The organism is Corynebacterium atrinae (assembly GCF_030408455.1).
GTDB lineage: Bacteria > Actinomycetota > Actinomycetes > Mycobacteriales > Mycobacteriaceae > Corynebacterium > Corynebacterium atrinae.
In genome coordinates this window covers 2,667,780-2,685,434 of the sequence record NZ_CP046977.1, presented here as the reverse complement: position 1 = coordinate 2,685,434, position 17,655 = coordinate 2,667,780, and the positions used below count along the sequence as shown (strand labels likewise).

Sequence of the window (17,655 nt, the reverse complement as noted above, 5' to 3'; positions counted from 1 at the left end):
CTCCTGGGGCGCGTTTGACTATGGTGGCGCCCAGGCTAACACCGACTAGACCAAGTTGTCTATCTGTGGTGAATAAAATGCGCCGTGGATTGTTCTTCCTCATGCTCGGGGCCGAGCGGGATGCCCGTGCGATCCCGCAGGGATAACACCGCCAAGAACCCCACTACCGTGGCCACGAGCAGGTAGATGGTTACCCCAGACGTTGAGCCGGTGGCTCGCACCACCGAGGCGGCGATGGTGGGCGCGAAAGCACCACCCAGGATGGAGCCCAGCGCGTAGGTAATTGAGGCGCCTGAGCCCCGGACCGAGGCGGGGAAGAGCTCCGCGTACATGGCGGCCTGTTGGCCGTAGGTGGCCCCGAGCGCTAGGCCGAGCAGGACCATCGCTAGCCACAGCCCACGCGCCTCCCCGGTATTCACCAGGGGAAATAGTACTGCCGCAGCGACGGCCTGGATACCGAACCCCACCAGGTATGCCCGCTTGCGGCCCACGCGATCGGAGACCCATCCGGTAAATACCGTGGACATGAGCCACGCTACGGCGGCACCGGCGACAGCCCAAAGGACCGTTCCGCGCTCCATCTCCAATTGGCCGACGGCGTAACTTTGCACGTAGCCACCGGCGATCATGTACCCCACCACACCATTGCCGGCGAAGACTAGGGCGCCGACGAACACGACGGGGAAGAAGCGGCGGAACAGATCGGCGAGCGGGTTGGGGGAGCTGGTTTGCCGGCGTTCGGAGATCTCCTCAAATACGGGGGACTCGTCGACCCCGCGGCGAATCCAATAACCGAGGCCGACCAGCACGATCGACAATAGGAAGGGAATTCGCCAGCCCCATTCGAAGAAGGCCTCCCCCGGAGCGATGATGTTCATCAGCGCGAGCATGCCAGACGACAACAGCAGCCCGGCCGGGGCGCCTGCTTGGGGGCCGGCGCCAAAGATGCCGCGCTTGTCCGCCGGGGCATGTTCCACTGAGAGCAACACCGCCGAGCCCCATTCGCCACCCGCTGAGATCCCCTGGATGATGCGGAAGAGGATGAGCAGGAGCGGGGCCCACACACCGATGGTGTCGAAGGTGGGCACGAGGCCGATGAGGGTCGTCGCCCCGCCCATGGCTAACAGCGTGACCATGAGGACGAATTTACGTCCGTAGCGGTCCGCGAAATGCCCGGCCAAGACGGCGCCGAGGGGGCGGAAGAGGAAGGAAAGGCCAACGCTGAGGAAACTGACGATCGTCGCCAAGCCTGGTTCCAGACCGCCGAACATGATGTGGTTGAACACCAGTCCGGCGACGGAGGCGTACAGGAAGAAGTCGTACCACTCGATCGCGGTGCCGATGGTGGTGGCCGCGACGACGCGACGCCGCTCAGAAGGGCTGCTCTTGCTCATGAAGGGGAATTCTAGCTAGCACTGGCTATGGCCTTCTCGGGTTGCGGGCTCAGCCGCAGGATATGCACAGTCACTCCCGTGGCGATGAACACCGTCATCACACCCGGCCAGAACATTCCCATGAGCCACACGGACAGCCCGATGCCGATCCACAGCAGCATCAACGTACGCACCTTATCGCGGGGCGACATCGCGTGCTGATAGTAGTTGGAGATGTAACGGCCAAAGATTCGATGATTGAGCAGGTAGGAGTGCAGGCGATCGGATCCGCGGGCGAAGCAGAAAGCGCTGAGCAGGAGAAACGGGGTCGTCGGCAAGAGTGGCAGGACGATTCCCACCGTTCCCAACGCCAGGCTGAGGCAGCCAATGGCGATGAACAGCGGCTTTAACATGAGACCTACCTTAACGCGCGCGGCCAACCTACCCTAAGTAGATGACCCGCACGATCCTCTGTGATTTCCGCAGTACCGTCGATGACACTCTCCTCCTCCACTCCCCCTCCCTCACCCTGGAACTCCGTCGCGGCGCCCTCTACCTCACCGCGCCGGGCATCGATCTTGACATGGAGGACACCGCCAATCTCGCCGACGGCACTTGGCACAGCCTGGGCATCATCACCGGTGGGTCGGGTACCCGCATCTTCGTCGACGGCTACCAGTGCTTCTCCGCCACCGCCGACCTTAGTGCTTTCCGTGACCTCCAGCCCGCCACAGCCGTCCGCGGACTCGAGACAATCGACGGCGAACTTCCCGAGGCCGAGATCCTCGCCCGCGCCGTCCGCCCCGTCCCGCTCATCGAGTTTGCGGCCGCGGAACTTGATCCTTTCGACGTCGCCGAGGTCGTCGGCTTGAGCTCCGGCACCATCTTCTTGCGTTTCCGCGTCCGCGGCCCGGGCCAATTTGGCACCGTGCTGGCGGCCGCCGGTCAGGGCGAGGAGCGCCTCACCGTGCTTATCGACGCCGCCGGCATCCACTACCGCGTCCTCACCCGCCGCGGCACCTGGCGGGAATTCACCCTGCCGGGTCGCTTCGACGATGGCAAATGGATCGATCTTGGGATCACCGTCACCAGCGGGGCTGTCGACATCTATCATTCCGGCTACCTCAACGCCCACCTACCGGGCAGGGCATTCTTCGCCGACACGGCCGGCCTGGATCGAATCATCGTCGGGCAAGACACCCAGGGCGAGCGCCTGTGGGGCGAGGTCCGTGACGCCGCGATCTACCCGGTCCCCCTCAACGGCGCCCAGCTCAAGCGGATGAGCGGGGTCGCCCCGATCCACACCCGCTGCCTCTTCGACTCTGGCTACGAGGGCTCCATCAGCTACCGCATCCCCTCCCTGCTCACCACTGCCTCCGGCGTCGTTATTGCGGGCGCTGACCAGCGGGAAACGATTCCCAACGACGCCCCCAACGCCGTCAACTTCGTCGTGCGTCGCTCCCTCGACGGCGGTGACACCTGGGGGCCAATGCACACCGTCGTGTCCTGGCCGGGCGAGGGGCTGCTCGGCGCATCGGCGACCGATTCCTGCCTCGTGCAGGACCGCGCCTCCGGGCGCGTCATTGCTCTCCTTGACCACTTCCCGGGCGGAATTGGGCAGCCGAACGCTGCGGCGGGGGTGGGCGTCGATAAGCAGGGCCGCTATCTCCTGTCTGACGGCACCGTGGACGCCGAACCGCCGCGGGAGGCATTTCTGGCCGCTGACATCGCGCCGGAGGGCCAGGCGCTGACCGCGCGGACCTCCTACGTGCAGATGGTGGTGTCCGAGGACGACGGTGCCACGTGGTCCCAGCCGGTGAACCTCAACCAGCAGCTCAAGGACGAATCGATGATCTTCCTCGGCGTGGCGCCCGGGTGTGGCATTCAGCTGGGGACCGGCCGGCTGCTCATCCCGATGTACTTCAACACCACCGCCGATCGCGGGCATTTCCAGTGCGCAGTAGCCTATTCCGATGATGGCGGGGACTCGTGGACGTTGGGCTCGGCCCCACTGGGAGAAACCGCTGCTTACGAATCCACCATCGTCGAGCGCTCCGACGGTTCGGTGCTCATGCTCATGCGCAACCAGGCGGAGGTTGGCCGTGTCGCCGCGGCCATCAGCGAGGACGGCGGCGAAACCTTCGGGGAGATCACGTTCCTAGCCGATGTGCCGGAGATCTTCTCCCAGCCCAATGCGATCCGCCTCGGCGACAAACTCGTCTTCGCCAACGCCTCCCAGCTTCTCCCCTACCGCGGGCGCGGAGTGTTGCGACTGAGCAGCGACGACGGCACCACTTGGCCCATCGCCCGGACTTTCAACCCCAAGCATTACGTCTACCAATGCATGACCGAACTTCCCGATGGGACCCTCGGCCTGCTGTGGGAACGCGAGACCCAGGGCCTCTACTTCACCCACGTGCCGTTGGAATGGTTCCCCGCCTACTAGACTGCTTAACCATGACAAACCCGAGCGAATCTACTCCCGCTTTCCGCTACACGCCGCAGCTCGCGAACCAGATTGAGCAGGCCTGGCAGCAGTACTGGACCGACAACGGCACCTTCAACGCGCCGAACCCCGTCGGTGACCTCGCGCCGGCGGATGGCAGCTCGCTCCCCGAGAACAAGCTCTTCGTCCAGGACATGTTCCCCTACCCCTCCGGCGCCGGGCTGCACGTCGGTCACCCGCTGGGCTACATCGCCACGGATGTGTATGCGCGCTTCAACCGCATGCTGGGCAAGAATGTGCTGCACACCTTGGGCTATGACTCCTTCGGCCTGCCCGCCGAGCAGTACGCCATCCAGACGGGCACCCACCCGCGCACGACCACGATGGCCAATATTGAGAACATGCGCCGCCAGCTCGGGGCGCTCGGCCTGGGCCATGACCAGCGGCGTTCCGTCGCTACGACTGACCCGGAGTTCTACCGGTGGACGCAGTGGATCTTCCTGCAGATTTACAACTCTTGGTTCGACAAGGAGCAGCAGAAGGCGCGCCCCATCTCCGAACTGATCCCCCTGCTGGAGGCAGGCGAGCTGCCGACGCCGGACGGGCGAGCCTACGGTGAGCTGACGGCCGTCGAAAAGCAGCAGGCCGTCGACGAATACCGCCTGGTCTACCGCTCGAACTCCATGGTCAACTGGTGTCCGGGCCTGGGCACGGTCCTGGCCAACGAGGAGGTCACCGCCGATGGCCGTTCCGAGCGCGGCAACTTCCCCGTGTTCCGGAAGCAACTCTCGCAGTGGATGATGCGCATCACCGCCTACTCCGATCGCCTCATCGATGACTTGGAACTCCTCGACTGGCCCGAAAAGGTCAAGTCCATGCAGCGCAACTGGATCGGCCGTTCGCGCGGTGCCGAGGTTGACTTCAACGCGCAGGGACACCCGCTCACCGTCTTCACCACTCGCCCCGACACCCTGTTCGGCGCAACCTACATGGTGCTGGCGCCGGAACATGAGCTTGTCGACGCCCTCGTAGCAGGCGGCACCGGATCCTTCGATGGCGTCGACCCGCGGTGGACCGCGGGGCAGGCGACTCCGGCTGAAGCCGTCGCCGCTTATCGCGCCTCCATCGCCGCGAAGTCCGATCTGGAGCGCCAGGAGAACAAAGAAAAGTCCGGCGTGTTCCTCGGTGCCCACGCGGTCAATCCCGTCAACGGTACGGAGATCCCCATCTTCATCGCCGATTACGTCCTCACCGGCTACGGCACGGGCGCGATCATGGCCGTCCCCGCCCATGACGCCCGCGACCACGAATTTGCCACCGTCTTCGGCCTGCCGATCATCGAGGTCGTCTCCGAGGACGGGATCGTATTCAACTCTGCCAGCGACACCGGCCTGGACATCAACGGCCTGAGCAAGGCCGACGCGATCGAGAAGACCATTGAGTGGCTTAGTTCTGCTGGCCTGGGCGTGGAGAAGATCCAGTACAAACTGCGCGATTGGCTCTTCGCCCGCCAGCGTTACTGGGGCGAGCCCTTCCCGGTTGTCTACAGCCAGGACGGTCTCGCGCACGCGTTGCCGGATTCCATGCTGCCCGTTGAGCTCCCCGAAGTGGCCGATTACAAGCCCGTCTCCTTCGACCCGAATGACGCTGACTCCGAGCCGCAACCCCCGCTGGCGAAGGCCCGCGAGTGGGTCGAGGTTGAACTCGACCTGGGCGACGGCCCGCAGATGTACACCCGCGACACCAACGTCATGCCGCAATGGGCAGGTTCCTCCTGGTACCAGCTGCGCTACATCGACCCCACCAACAATGAGGCGTTCGTCGACATCGACAACGAGCGCTACTGGACTGGGCCTCAGTTCCCCGGCGACAGCGGCGGCGTCGACCTCTATGTCGGCGGCGTCGAGCACGCTGTATTGCACCTGCTGTACTCGCGTTTCTGGCACAAGGTGCTTTTCGATCTTGGCCACGTCACCTCCGTCGAGCCCTACCGCCGCCTGTACAACCAGGGCTACATCCAGGCCTTCGCCTACACCGACGCCCGCGGAGTCTACGTTCCCGCCGAAGAGGTCTCCGAGAAGGACGGAAAATTCTTCTACCAGGGCGAAGAGGTCACCCAGGAATACGGCAAGATGGGCAAGTCCCTCAAGAACGCCGTCGCCCCCGATGACATCTGCAACAACTACGGCGCCGACACCCTACGCGTGTATGAGATGTCCATGGGTCCCCTGGATACCTCCCGCCCGTGGGCCACGAAGGATGTCGTCGGCGCGCAGCGTTTCCTGCAGCGCATGTGGCGCCTCATCATCGACGAGTCGACCGGTGACATCCTGACCACCGACGCCGCCCTCACCGACGAGGACAACAAGTACCTGCACCGCACCATTGAGGGTGTGCGTGATGATTACGCCAACCTCCGCGTCAACACCGTCGTGGCCAAACTCATCGAGTACGTGAACTACCTGACCAAGACCTACCCGCAAGAGGTCCCGCTCGCTGCGGTCGAACCACTGGTCATCATGGTCGCCCCCGTCGCCCCTCACATCGCCGAGGAACTGTGGAAGCGCCTTGGGCACACCGACACGGTTGCCTTCGTCGACTTCCCCACCTTCGACGAAAAGTGGCTTGTCGACGACGAGATCGAGCTACCGGTCCAAATCAACGGCAAGGTCCGCGCCCGCGTCGTCGTCCCGGCCGATGCCTCCGAGGAGGCCATCATGGAGCGGGTCCTGGCCGAGCCCAACGTCGCCGCTCACCTGGAAGGCAAGAACCTGCGCAAGCAGATCATCATCCCGGGCCGCATGATCAACCTGGTGATCAACTAGCTAATTTCCACGACCGTCCGACCGCTCCGCTTGCCCGCCAGCTGATCCTGGCCCGCCTCGATCAGTTCATCCAGGCTGACGGTAGTGGTCAGGCGGTCGAGGACGGAGCGATCAATCTGCTGGTCCAGGTCGCTCCATCGGTCGATGCGCTCGGACAAGTCGGCGTCAACGGAATTAATGCCAATGAGGTTGACCGCACGCAGGATGAAGGGAAGCACTGTCGCCGGCAGGTCGGGGCCCTGCGCCAGGCCACACGCGGTGACCACGCCATTGCGGCGCGTCATTGCTAAAGCGTTCACCAGGGTGTGAGAACCGAGCGAGTCCACCACCCCGTCAAAGCGCGCCTTCTGCAGCGGGCGCCCTGGACTGGATAGCTCCGCTCGGTCGATGACCTCCCAGGCGCCAAGACCACGCAAATGGCTTTCGAACTCCGCGACCCGCCCTGTCGAAGCCGTCACCCGATAGCCCGCATTGGCCAGCATGTGTACCGCAATGGATCCCACTCCCCCGGTTGCGCCGGTGACCAGCACGTTCTCCCCGGGGTGAATGCCGAACTTCTGCAGAGCATGGACGGAGAGCGCGGCGGTAAAGCCGGCCGTGCCGATGGCCGCCGCATGATGTGAACTCATGGACTCGGGCAGGACGATTGCCGCCGCGGCGTCGATACGCAAACGGGTGGTGTAGCCTCCGTGCCGAAACTCGCCGAGACCGGCCCCATTAACGACCACGCGATCCCCGGGATGGAAGCGGGGCGAATCGGAATTGACGACGACGCCGACCACGTCGATGCCGGGGATGAGCGGAAGGGTGCGCACGACCCCGCGATCCCCCGCCAAGGCCATGGCGTCCTTGTAGTTCAGGCTGGAGTGGGTGACGTCAATGAGGACATCCCCCTCCCCAAGCAGTTCTTCGGTCCCGACTACCAGTCTGGCTCGGGTGGAGCCTTCGTGTTCTTCGACAACAACGCAGCGATGTGGGCTAGTCATGCGACCAGCCTAGCGACACCTCGCGGGCTGTGCGCAGCTGCGCACGCGCACTCACGTCGGCTTCCCTGCAGGTTGGTAAGGATTTTCCTCGGCCAAGGGATCGGGCTCATCGAACTCGTCGAAGGATTCAGGGTGGTCCCACACCGGGATGAGGTCCTCGTCTCCGACCGGGACTTTTCCGTACGTGTAGGGGTCCTTCCACTGCCCCATTGCCCCGTCGCGGATGGGCAGCTGGCGGCTTGCTGAGGTGAATGATTCCCCGCCGGGGAGCCGGAAGCGGAGGATGCTGGGCGCCTGATCATCTGCGACGATGGTCATGGCGCCGGAGGTTACCAGCGCATGGCATCCGGAGCAGAGGGGAACGAGGTTATCGAGGTTGGTGAGCCCGCCTTTAGACCACTCGTGGATGTGGTGAAACTCCAGGAAGTGAGTGTGATTGCAGCCCGGTGTGGCGCATTGGTGCCCCCAGAGGGTGAGGAGTGCGACCTCCTGAGCGGAGCTGACTGTTCGCGCGCTGCGGGTGAGCTTGAGGTGGAGGCCATCTTTATCCAGCAGGTGGTAGCGCTGCGATCCATTGACAATGCTTCGGATCAAGTCAGAGGACTGGGCGGCAGGTTGCCCGGGGAGGGTGGCGCGGCCGTCAAGCGTTGTGAGCACGTTGACCTGCGCACCGGGCGCGCGCACGCTGCTGCGGGGCTGGCAGCGCACCACGTTGATCATGCCGAGGAAGGCGTGCAGCATGCTGTCCAACATGGGTACCCCGAAGCGTGTCGTCGAAGGCTGCTCGGGAGTGTCAGGTTTCGCTGCGTCCAAGAGCTTGTCCACGCCTTCGCCTTCTAAGTCTTGTGGCGTGATCCCGTTGAGCCCGCGGAGGTTTGCCAGCTCCCCGATCTTCATGGAGGCCAGAAACCGGGCCGCGTTGTCGGGATCCAGCTCGCCCCAGTAGCGCAGAGAACCGGTCTCCTCATCTATGACCACGCGCAGAGTGTTGCGCGCTTTCCGCTTGGACGTGCGTTCGCGGCCGCTGAGTGCCTGTTCGAGCTCGGGGTAGGCGTGTAGTTTGGCCAGCGCGACGAGTTCCTCTTCGTTCTCGCTGGTGAGGTAACGCAGTAAGAGGCGGACTTTGGAATAGGAGATGTCTCCGCTGAGAAATCCGGCACTGAGCAGGGGGTACTCCCCCAGACGGTTGCCCACGTTGATGTACTCGAGGGCAGTTCGGCGGGATAGGTCCTGGGTGCGCATGAGCCAGGTGGCGGTGTTTGGGGCACCGTGCTTCTTGGACAGTGCACGAAGGTGGAATTGGGCCACCATGAGGATGAATTGAGCCTTGTGGATGGTGAGGGTGCGGTGGGCGGAGGAGATGGCTTTGGTGAGGTCGGAGTTGCTCATTGCGGTGATGGTGGAAAGCATCAGGGCATCCTTGGGGAGCTCGTTGTTGTTAGCAATTTACTCGAACAACTGCACGATAACATGGGGTCCCGACATGAGATTTCCGAAGCTGTTTAGACTGGTCAGGGGCCTAAGGTGTGCGCAGCTGCGCACCCTTTTCCTTCGCGAATGGCGTACTGTTATCCGCATGCCTAGACCCTCACGTTCCTTGGTTGTGATCGCCCTGGCGGTCTACCTCACCGTCATGGTGTCCTTGACCATGCTCAAGGCGTTCTACCGGATCGGATACCTGTGGGATCCCGCGAGGCAGCGGCAGCGAACCCTGCGCCTCATCCCCTTCGAGGACATCATGACCGCCAAGAGTTGGTTCGCCCCACTCTTCGGCTACGTGGGCAATTTGGGCTTCTTCATTCCCTTCGGCATCCTCGTTTATGTCCTCGTGTACCAAGTGGTGGCCCGCCCGGTTGTCACCACGGTGCTCGCGGGCCTGGCAACCAGCCTGACCATCGAGGTAGCGCAATACATATTCTCGCTGGGTTATTCGGACGTAGACGATCTCCTTATGAATACCCTCGGCGGCTTTCTCGGTGCCGTCGTTGCGCGCGCCATGGGCCCTCGTTTCCACCTGCTGTGGGTCTGGCTGGCGTTGATCTTGGGGTTGGTATTCGTCGTGCTCGTGGGGTTCGGGGAGCGGCTGGGCGATTCGTCGAAGGTAGTCAACGTCGAATAGTGACTCGCCTCACTTTCCGGCGGGGTAGGCTCGGAAATAGTCGGACTACCAAGGGAGATTTACCATGTCCATCGTCAATGAGAAGGCCCGCCAGCTTCTGGAGGAGGCCTGCGCTGCCGAGAACGGGCGCGCGGCGAAACTGCTGGTCAACGACGGTCCCCTCCGTCAAACCGTCATCGCCTTGAAAAAGGGAACAACCCTGCAGGAGCACAATTCCCCTCCCGCCGCTTCCCTGTTCATGTTCAGCGGCACTATTGCGGTGCAGGGTGAAGAGGAGTCGACGATTGGCGAGGGCCAGCTGGTCACCTTCATTCACCAGCGCCACGCCATCGCGGCTCTCGAGGATTCCGTGTTCCTCTTGACCACGGTCACGGGTATCTAATCGACGGATGGATCCACTCGATGAACTTCGCGCCCGCCGACTGATCGCTCAGGGCCTTGCGCCCTCCGCCGCCGCCCCGCGGCTCGACTCCGCCACCGCGGTCACCACGCACCTCCTCGCGCTGCAGGGACAAAACTATCGCGCGGGGATCCGCGCCATCGCACTGCGGTGTTCGCTTGACGACGCCGCGGTGCTCGCGGCCGTCGATAAGCATCGGGTAGTGCGGGGGTGGCCGCAACGCGGCACCCTGCACTTCATGCCGGCGGAGGACGTGCGGTGGATGATGGGCCTGTGCAGCGTCCGGATCGCGCGTGGTTTGGCGCGCTGGTCGGAACAGATGGGGTTGTCCCCCACGGCCGTGGATGAGGCGCGGGCGGCCTTCCATGCCGAGCTGAAGCAGAGGGGTCCGCACGATCCTCTCCCCCGCCTGGAGGCTTATGGTGTGCTGGCGGCGGCGGGAGTTGATCCCGGCGACGGTCGGGGGCCTCACTTGATGCGAGCTTTTGGCGGTGAGGGCGATGTGGTGCAGGGGCCACGAATGGGCGCGCAGGATACGTTTATGCACGTAGACCAGCTTCCCGTTGCGCAACGGGAGGTAGAGGACCCGTTGGAAGAGATGGGAACCCGTTACGCACGATCGCATGGGCCGGTGTCCGCGAAGGATCTGGTGTGGTGGTCCGGGCTGACAGTGCGGCAGTCGCGGGCGGCGCTGGCTGCGGCGCGTGGGGTCATGGCCTGGGGTGAGGATTATGTCATGGCCGATTGGCAAGCGGACGTCACCACCGCGGAGCTCGCGGAAGCGCTTGACCGCGAGTACACCTTGCCAGCGTTTGATGAAATCTTGCTTGGATATGGGGATAAGTCGCTCATTTTGGCAGATGAGCACCGGCCCAATGTTCTCACCAAAAATGGGTTGAGCTGGCCCTTTACAGTGGCAAATGGGGTCGTCACCGGTCGGGCCGCGCAAGCCTAGAAGATGTAAATCAGGAGAGCGATGATCAGCAAAATGCCGACGATGGTCCAAATGAGTCCGCTTCCGCGCATGTCCTTCTCCTTTCTAAGGGGAATGTTTCTTCCATATTACCCGAGGACTATTGCAAGGCAGCTTATGGGTTGGTGAGGTAGGCGGTCGCGTGGGGGATTGCTTCGGCAATCCGCGACGCCGACGTGGGCGCCGGACCGTAGGGGGTTTGGGCGGATAGCCAGGCCGCGATGCTGTGAATACTTGCCCCAACGGAGGCCATTGCCTGCGCATGGGACGATGCCATTAGCGCGCCGAGAATGCCCGCGAGTACGTCACCTGAGCCGGCGGTGGCTCCCCACGACGAACCAGCATCCACCGAATTTACGTGGCCAAGTGGGGATGCGATTACGGTGTGTCGGCCTTTGAGAAGTACATCGCACTCTAGGTTCCGTGCCAGAGCGAGAACCGCGCCGATTCGATCTACTTCCGGATCCGGGATGTCAGCCTCTAGGGAATCGGCGAGGCGGCGGAATTCTCCGAGGTGGGGAGTTAATAGAGTATTCGCAGGTCGGGACCGCAAAAGTGTGCGCAGCTGCGCACTTTTGGAGAGGAGAGTGAGGGCATCTGCGTCGATAACCACAGGCTCGGGGCACCCGAGGAGTTCTGCTAGTTCGGCTTCTGCCACGGCATCGGTACCTCGCCCGGGGCCGACGACCCAGGCCTGTACGTGGCCGGTTTTGCTCACTGATTCGGAAATCACTACCTCCGGTAGAGCTCGCACGATGTCGTCTTTTAGCGGACCTACATACCGCACCATCGACGGCGTGGAGCGAACTGCGGCGGAGGTGGCCAGGTAGCCCGCCCCCGGGTAAGCGGCGCTTCCCGCACAAATTCCGACGACCCCGCCGGAATACTTGTCATCGTCGGGGCGTGGTTCGAGGGATCGGAGGTGAGAGGGCATCAACGTGCGCAGGGGCTCGGGCCAGTTGAACTGGTCAGCCGGAGCGGCTCGCCACGCGAGCAGAGGTTGTTGTTCTTCTTGCCTAGCGGTCGTCCACAGGGCTTGCGCCAAGGACCGACCCTCGCAACGGAGGTCCGCGTAGATAACCTCGCCGCACGCGGGAGAAACAGCGTGGGCGCGCCGCAAGCCCCCGAACGTGACAGTGACGTCGGCGCGGACGTGTTGAGGAATCGGCCGTCCGAGGGTTTTGCCGTGGGTGAAATTCAAGGGCACCGCCGATGCTGGGACAGACCCATAATCGGTATCCACGCCGGATGGCACATCGACGGATAAAATGGGGAGCGAAAATTCCTCAGCATCCGAGAGCCAGTGTGCCAAGTTCTCTCCGAGTCCACCGGAACCGCCGATCCCGACGATGCCATCGATTACCAGGCGGAAAGGCCTGAGATCGCTTGGGAGGGCATCCAGCACGGTGCCGCCGGCGGAGGTGAATGCCTCGAGTGCGCGCTCATGCACACGCCCGAATCGACCAAGAAGAACCGCGTCGACTCGATGGGTGTTGCAGAGCTCGGCCCCGGCGTAGAGTGCGTCGCCCCCATTGCCACCCGCGCCGACGAGCAGTAGAACTCGGCCGTCATCTGACGGCTCGCACATCGTGCGAGCCGCAACCGCAACGATGTGCGCCGCCTGGCGCATGAGCTGATCGGGGGCTGACTGGGCGTCGATAAGCTGTTGTTCCGCCGCGCGGACCTGGGCAACCGTGTAGACGTAGGTCATGTGGGCGAGTGTAGTTAGCGGTAACGTGTGTCACCATGATGCAGCCCTACAGTGCGGAGCACTGGTCAGCGTTGGCCGCCACGGTGGTGGTTACTGTTGTGCTCCTGAGTTACGCGCGGCGCAATGGAGACGGAAATTACGTCACCATTACCGGATGGGTGCTGTTGATCGTGTCGGTGGCGTGGTCCTGCTGGGATATGCAGCCCGCGCTTTTCGATGTTCACCGTTCCCTGCCTTTTCACCTCTCCGACCTGACCCGCGTTCTCGCGTCACTGGCGCTGATTACGCGCCACTGGTGGTTCCTCGCCCCGACGTATTACTGGGGGCTGACGCTAAATACGCAGTCGATAATCACCCCCGACCTCAGCTACGCGTTTCACCCACTTTCGGAATACATCATGTATTGGGTGCTGCACATAGCCGTGTTCACGGTGCCCCTGGTTATGGTCTTTGGCCTGGGGCATCGCCCGAGGTGGCGCTGGTTGCGGGCCACCGCCTGGTGGTCAGCCGGGTGGATGGGCGCGACGATGGCCTTCAACGCTGTCACTAACAGCAACTACGGTTACCTCAACGGCCGCCCGCCCGTTCCATCCGCACTGGACTACATGGGTCCGTGGCCCTGGTACCTCGCTGTCGGGCTGGGACTGCTCGGCACTGTCTGGGCTGGAGTGATGACGTGGCCTTTCGAGCGTCGGGCTGGCTCAGCTCAGCGCCAATTCGCGTAGGTAGTGTTCACCTTCTCCACGAGGGTAAGCACGTCATAGGACGCGACCAGCTCATCATCCTGGTTGAACAATTGGGCATCCCAGCAGACCTCGCCGTACTCATCGGTGACACGCGGGGTGATGCGCTTTGCGGTTAGCTCCACCCGCACGGAATCGCCATAGGTGACCGGGGTAATGAAGCGCAGATTTTCCAGCCCATAGTTCGCCAACACGGGCCCCGGGGTCGGCTCGACGAACAGGCCAGCCGCCCAGGACACGAGCAGGTAGCCATGTGCCACGCGCCGGGGGAAGAAGGGATTGGCGGTCGCTGCCTCCTCATCAACGTGTGCGTAGAAGGTATCTCCGGTGGTCTGGGCAAACTCGAGGATCTCATCCAGGGTGACAGTGCGCAGGTCAGAGGCGAATTGATCCCCAAGCTGCAACGTAGCCAAGTCCTTGCGGAAGGGATGGATGGCGGTGCCGTTGGCAACATCTGCACGGGTGACCTTGTTCACGGCCGCCCCCCGCACCCACTCGCCAGTGATTGCCGTCAGGTGATCGGGGGAGCCTTGGATGGCCGTGCGCTGCATGTAGTGCTTCACTCCGCGAATGCCGCCGAGTTCCTCCCCACCGCCTGCGCGACCGGGGCCGCCGTGGACGAGGTGGGGAAGGGGAGAGCCGTGACCCGTGGAGGAGGCAGCATCGTCGCGGTCGAGGAAGTGTAGACGACCGTGGTGGGCACCAATGCCGTGCGCGAATCGGGCGGCCAGCGCGGGGGAGTGAGTGATCACGGAGGCCACGAGCGAGCCGCAGCCACGGGCGGCCAGCCGGATGGCGTCGTCGGTGTCGGTGTAGCCAAGGATGGAGACGAGGGGCCCGAAGGCTTCCACTTCGTGTACGGCGTCCACGTCCGGGTCGGTGAAGGAGAGGATGGTCGGGGCGAAGAACGCGCCCTCCCGCAGGTTGCTGCCGCCGGTCACCACCGTGCCGCCAGCCGAAATAAGCTTATCGACGGCCGCCCCCACGTCGTTGCGCTGTTCCACCGACACCAGCGGTCCCAGAGTTTTCGCTTCCACCCGCTCGCGGAGGGCTTGGGCAACGGTGTCGACGAGGGCGGTGGGGACGATGGCGCGACGCACGGCGGTGCACTTTTGCCCCGCCTTGGCGGTCATCTCCACGTAGAGGGTCTTGATAAACGCGTCGAACTCGGGGGAGTCGACGGTGACGTCCTCGCCGAGGATGGCGGCGTTGAGCGAGTCGGCCTCGGCGGTGAAGCGGACGCCGTTGTGCAAGACGTTGTCGTGGGAGCGCAGCGTGGCGGCGGTGGCGGCGGAGCCGGTGAAGGCGACGTGATCGCGGTAGTCGAGGTGATCGAGGAGGTCGCGGGCGGAGCCGGAAATGAGTTGCAAGGATCCCTCGGGGAGGATGCCGGACTCGGCCATGAGGCGCACGCAGGCGGCGGTGACGTACCCGGTCGGAGTGGCGGGCTTCACCAGCGTGGGCATCCCGGCGATGAAGGCGGGAGCGAACTTCTCCAACATGCCCCAAACGGGGAAGTTGAAGGCATTGATCTGCACGGCGACGCCGGGGAGGGTGGTGTAGATGTGGCTGGCCACAAAGGAATTATCGCGGGAAAGCACCTCGGTGGGGCCATCGATGATGACGTGCCCGTTGGGCAGCTCGCGACGGCCTTTCGAGGAGTAGGTGAACAGCGTGGAAATGCCGCCGTCGATGTCAATGGCGTTGTCGCGAGGGGTGGCGCCCGTCTTCGCAGCCAGTTGGTAAAGCTCGTCCTTGTGCTCGTCGAGGTAGAGGGCGAGCTCCTTGAGTTTGAGGGCGCGTTCATGGATAGTGAGCTCGCGGAGGTGCCGTTGGCCGACGTCGCGGGCGTAATCGATGGCGCCGGCGAGGTCGAGGCCCTCGGTGGAGACGGTGGCCACGAGCTCACCCGTAGTGGCGTCAAGGACGTCCGTGACGCGGGATGGTTGGGTCGGGGTGACCCACGATCCGGAAAGGTAGCTGGGGACGAGGTGAGACATGGTTGTCCTTCCTAAACTAATTAGTGACCGACCGTACGGTAGGGATTGCGGGTTAGTATAATCTAGATCACAAAAGAATGGAGCAGCATGGAACCGTGGACCATTGAACTGGGAGAACTCGACAAGAAGATGGGTGTCACTGTCATCGAGCAGTCCCCCGAGAAGGTGGTGGCCACCATGCCTATCGACGGAAACCGCCAGTCACTGGGACTACTCCACGGAGGGGCGATGGTCGCGATCGCGGAGGCCGTCGGATCCTGGGCCGCGGTCATCCACGCTTCGACCATGGGCAAGGTGGCCGTCGGGGTGGATATCAACGCCACCCACCACGCTTCCGGCCGGGAGGGGATGGTCACCGCCACCGCCACCGCCATCCGCCTGGGTAGGACGCTGACCAGCCACGAGGTGACCATCACAGACGACGCAGGGCGGCGGCTGTGTACGGCACGGATCACCAACGCGATCGTCGATAAGCATTAGCGATATTCGTAGAAACCCTTGCCGGACTTGCGACCGAGTTCACCGCGGGCGACCATATCGCGCATGAGCTGCGGCGGAGCGAAGCGGGCGCCCAAGGAAGACTCGAGGTATTCCGCGATGCCCAAACGCACGTCGAGGCCGACGATATCGGTGAGCGCGAGCGGACCGACCGGGAACTTGTAGCCGAGAACCATGGCCTTGTCGATGTCTTCCGCGCTGGCCACGCCCTCCTCGACCATGCGGATTGCCTCAATGGCGATGGCAACACCGAGGCGGGATGAAGCGAAACCGGGGGAGTCCTTGACCACGATCGGTGTCTTGCCCAGGCCCTCCACCCAGGATTTCGCATCGGAGACCAGGGAGGGGGGCGTGGAGTCGGCGACGACGATTTCCACGAGCTTCGAGGCGGGCACCGGGTTGAAAAAATGCAGGCCGATGACGTCATTGTCTACTATCCCCGCCAGGTCGGTGACGGAAAGCGACGAGGTATTCGTGGCAATGACTGCAGCAGGGGTGTGTTCGGCGATCGTCCGGAAAGAACTAATCTTCAGCTCGATGGACTCGGGCACCGCTTCGATGACCAGGGGATGGAAGGCGAAAGCTGCGGGGTCGGTGGTCACGGTGAGTCGATCCATCCACTCCTCCGGGGACCCCTCCGCGCCACGGGCAAAGGAACCGGCGACGTCCTGAGCAATGCGCTCGCGGGCGGCGGTGACGGCGGCGTCATTGACATCAACGACCGTCACGGAAGCACCGGCGGCGAGGAAAGAATGGGCGATTCCCGCGCCCATGCGGCCGCCACCGAGGACGCCGACTTGTTTGGGGATACTCATGCTACTTCTTCTTTCGGTCGAGGAATGCCTGCATACGGTCGAACTTCGCGTCCGATTCGAAGAGGATGGCCTGGGCAATGTTGTCCACCACCGGGTGAGCGGCCGCCGGCATCGCCATCACCTGCTTGCTCAGGCGCACGGCGAGCGGATCGAGGGCGGCGATGCGATCGGCTAGGCGCTGCGCGGCGTCGAGGAGGTCGGCGGGGGAGTGCAGCTCCGTGACCAGGTGGAGTTCCAATGCCTCGCGGCCGGACAGCAGGCGACCAGCCAGGAGGATCTCCTTGGCCACTGCTACGCCGACGAGCTCCTTGAGCCGCCAGAGCCCACCGGCCGCAGCGATGATCCCAAGATTGGCCTCGGGCTGACCGAAGGTGGCGTCCGGGGTGGAAATCCGGAAGTCGGCGGCCAGGGCTAGTTCGAGGCCACCGCCCAACGCATATCCGTCGACGGCCGCGATCACTGGCGAAGGCAACTGCGCGATGCGCTGGAAGATGGCGTTGTTGATGCCGCGGAGAGCATCGTCGCGCCGGCGTTCGCGCAGCTGACCGATGTCCGCTCCCGAGGCGAAGATGCCCTTGCCCTTGGCCTCACAGCCCGTGATGAGGAGGATCTTGGGGTTGTGCTCGAGGTAGGAGCAGACGGTGTGGAGCTCGCTGACCATCTGCTCATCGATGGCGTTGCGCACCTCCGGGCGGGTGAGCTGAACCAGGAGCCGATCATCCGATTCGCTGACGGTCAGGGCACTAAATTCAGAAAATGACATGGG

At 63.6% G+C, this 17,655-nt stretch carries 15 protein-coding genes; 7 read left to right on the top strand and 8 right to left on the bottom strand.

The window, feature by feature from the left end:
• Positions 1-59: 59 nt before the first annotated feature.
• Both CATRI_RS12955 and CATRI_RS12950 read right to left on the bottom strand, forming a co-directional pair.
• Positions 60-1,394: an MFS transporter gene (locus CATRI_RS12955; protein WP_290218298.1), complete on the bottom strand. Its 1,335-nt coding sequence runs from the start codon at positions 1,392-1,394 to the stop codon at positions 60-62.
• 11 nt (positions 1,395-1,405) lie between these two features.
• Complete coding sequence (locus CATRI_RS12950; protein ID WP_290218296.1) at positions 1,406-1,786, bottom strand: YbaN family protein; 381 nt, start codon at positions 1,784-1,786, stop codon at positions 1,406-1,408.
• A gap of 41 nt (positions 1,787-1,827) precedes the next feature.
• Between CATRI_RS12950 and CATRI_RS12945 the strand changes: the two genes are divergently transcribed.
• Both CATRI_RS12945 and leuS read left to right on the top strand, forming a co-directional pair.
• Complete coding sequence (locus CATRI_RS12945) at positions 1,828-3,819, top strand: exo-alpha-sialidase (RefSeq protein ID WP_290218295.1); 1,992 nt, start codon at positions 1,828-1,830, stop codon at positions 3,817-3,819.
• Positions 3,820-3,830: 11 nt separating this feature from the next.
• Positions 3,831-6,644, top strand: a complete 2,814-nt coding sequence (gene leuS / locus CATRI_RS12940; RefSeq protein ID WP_290218292.1) for a leucine--tRNA ligase — start codon at positions 3,831-3,833, stop codon at positions 6,642-6,644.
• On the opposite strand, the gene CATRI_RS12935 is transcribed toward leuS, so the two are convergent.
• On the bottom strand, positions 6,641-7,630 hold the full coding sequence (locus CATRI_RS12935) for an MDR family oxidoreductase (protein WP_290218289.1): 990 nt from the start codon (positions 7,628-7,630) through the stop codon (positions 6,641-6,643). The genes leuS and CATRI_RS12935 overlap by 4 nt on opposite strands.
• A 51-nt stretch (positions 7,631-7,681) precedes the next feature.
• Positions 7,682-9,040 (bottom strand): HNH endonuclease signature motif containing protein, encoded by a 1,359-nt coding sequence (locus CATRI_RS12930; protein WP_290218286.1) that lies wholly within the window; start codon positions 9,038-9,040, stop codon positions 7,682-7,684.
• Between the two features lie 166 nt (positions 9,041-9,206).
• Between CATRI_RS12930 and CATRI_RS12925 the strand changes: the two genes are divergently transcribed.
• The 3 genes from CATRI_RS12925 (at position 9,207) to CATRI_RS12915 (ending at position 11,104) form a co-directional block, all read left to right on the top strand.
• On the top strand, positions 9,207-9,749 hold the full coding sequence (locus CATRI_RS12925) for a VanZ family protein (RefSeq protein WP_290218285.1): 543 nt from the start codon (positions 9,207-9,209) through the stop codon (positions 9,747-9,749).
• A 64-nt stretch (positions 9,750-9,813) separates the two neighbouring features.
• Positions 9,814-10,131, top strand: coding sequence for a cupin domain-containing protein (locus CATRI_RS12920; RefSeq protein ID WP_290218283.1), 318 nt, complete (start codon positions 9,814-9,816; stop codon positions 10,129-10,131).
• A 7-nt stretch (positions 10,132-10,138) separates the two neighbouring features.
• Positions 10,139-11,104, top strand: coding sequence for a winged helix DNA-binding domain-containing protein (locus tag CATRI_RS12915; RefSeq protein ID WP_290218281.1), 966 nt, complete (start codon positions 10,139-10,141; stop codon positions 11,102-11,104).
• A 133-nt stretch (positions 11,105-11,237) separates the two neighbouring features.
• On the opposite strand, the gene CATRI_RS12910 is transcribed toward CATRI_RS12915, so the two are convergent.
• On the bottom strand, positions 11,238-12,833 hold the full coding sequence (locus CATRI_RS12910; RefSeq protein WP_290218279.1) for a bifunctional ADP-dependent NAD(P)H-hydrate dehydratase/NAD(P)H-hydrate epimerase: 1,596 nt from the start codon (positions 12,831-12,833) through the stop codon (positions 11,238-11,240).
• 35 nt (positions 12,834-12,868) lie between these two features.
• On the opposite strand from CATRI_RS12910, the gene CATRI_RS12905 reads away from it, so the two are divergent.
• The gene (locus CATRI_RS12905) at positions 12,869-13,558 is read left to right on the top strand and encodes a YwaF family protein (protein ID WP_290218276.1); all 690 of its coding nucleotides are present in this window, start codon (positions 12,869-12,871) and stop codon (positions 13,556-13,558) included.
• Here the strand turns inward: CATRI_RS12905 and paaZ are convergent.
• Positions 13,540-15,576, bottom strand: coding sequence for a phenylacetic acid degradation bifunctional protein PaaZ (gene paaZ, locus CATRI_RS12900; RefSeq protein WP_290218272.1), 2,037 nt, complete (start codon positions 15,574-15,576; stop codon positions 13,540-13,542). The genes CATRI_RS12905 and paaZ overlap by 19 nt on opposite strands.
• Positions 15,577-15,663: 87 nt before the next feature.
• Between paaZ and CATRI_RS12895 the strand changes: the two genes are divergently transcribed.
• Positions 15,664-16,056, top strand: coding sequence for a PaaI family thioesterase (locus CATRI_RS12895; RefSeq protein ID WP_290218270.1), 393 nt, complete (start codon positions 15,664-15,666; stop codon positions 16,054-16,056).
• Here the strand turns inward: CATRI_RS12895 and CATRI_RS12890 are convergent.
• Both CATRI_RS12890 and CATRI_RS12885 read right to left on the bottom strand, forming a co-directional pair.
• Complete coding sequence (locus CATRI_RS12890; protein WP_290218267.1) at positions 16,053-16,889, bottom strand: 3-hydroxyacyl-CoA dehydrogenase family protein; 837 nt, start codon at positions 16,887-16,889, stop codon at positions 16,053-16,055. The genes CATRI_RS12895 and CATRI_RS12890 overlap by 4 nt on opposite strands.
• A gap of 1 nt (position 16,890) precedes the next feature.
• Complete coding sequence (locus CATRI_RS12885) at positions 16,891-17,652, bottom strand: enoyl-CoA hydratase/isomerase family protein (RefSeq protein ID WP_290218264.1); 762 nt, start codon at positions 17,650-17,652, stop codon at positions 16,891-16,893.
• Positions 17,653-17,655 lie beyond the last annotated feature (3 nt).

Excerpts from the sequence above, each read along its gene's own strand:
- CATRI_RS12950 (WP_290218296.1), bottom strand. The coding sequence starts at position 1,786 with ATGTTAAAGCCGCTGTTCATCGCCATTGGCTGCCTCAGCCTGGCGTTG.
- CATRI_RS12915 (WP_290218281.1), top strand. The coding sequence starts at position 10,139 with ATGGATCCACTCGATGAACTTCGCGCCCGCCGACTGATCGCTCAGGGC.
- CATRI_RS12930 (WP_290218286.1), bottom strand. The coding sequence starts at position 9,040 with ATGCTTTCCACCATCACCGCAATGAGCAACTCCGACCTCACCAAAGCC.
- CATRI_RS12955 (WP_290218298.1), bottom strand. The coding sequence starts at position 1,394 with ATGAGCAAGAGCAGCCCTTCTGAGCGGCGTCGCGTCGTCGCGGCCACC.
- CATRI_RS12890 (WP_290218267.1), bottom strand. The coding sequence starts at position 16,889 with ATGAGTATCCCCAAACAAGTCGGCGTCCTCGGTGGCGGCCGCATGGGC.
- CATRI_RS12885 (WP_290218264.1), bottom strand. The coding sequence starts at position 17,652 with ATGTCATTTTCTGAATTTAGTGCCCTGACCGTCAGCGAATCGGATGAT.
- CATRI_RS12905 (WP_290218276.1), top strand. The coding sequence starts at position 12,869 with ATGATGCAGCCCTACAGTGCGGAGCACTGGTCAGCGTTGGCCGCCACG.
- CATRI_RS12910 (WP_290218279.1), bottom strand. The coding sequence starts at position 12,833 with ATGACCTACGTCTACACGGTTGCCCAGGTCCGCGCGGCGGAACAACAG.
- CATRI_RS12945 (WP_290218295.1), top strand. The coding sequence starts at position 1,828 with ATGACCCGCACGATCCTCTGTGATTTCCGCAGTACCGTCGATGACACT.
- leuS (WP_290218292.1), top strand. The coding sequence starts at position 3,831 with ATGACAAACCCGAGCGAATCTACTCCCGCTTTCCGCTACACGCCGCAG.
- paaZ (WP_290218272.1), bottom strand. The coding sequence starts at position 15,576 with ATGTCTCACCTCGTCCCCAGCTACCTTTCCGGATCGTGGGTCACCCCG.
- CATRI_RS12920 (WP_290218283.1), top strand. The coding sequence starts at position 9,814 with ATGTCCATCGTCAATGAGAAGGCCCGCCAGCTTCTGGAGGAGGCCTGC.
- CATRI_RS12935 (WP_290218289.1), bottom strand. The coding sequence starts at position 7,630 with ATGACTAGCCCACATCGCTGCGTTGTTGTCGAAGAACACGAAGGCTCC.
- CATRI_RS12895 (WP_290218270.1), top strand. The coding sequence starts at position 15,664 with ATGGAACCGTGGACCATTGAACTGGGAGAACTCGACAAGAAGATGGGT.
- CATRI_RS12925 (WP_290218285.1), top strand. The coding sequence starts at position 9,207 with ATGCCTAGACCCTCACGTTCCTTGGTTGTGATCGCCCTGGCGGTCTAC.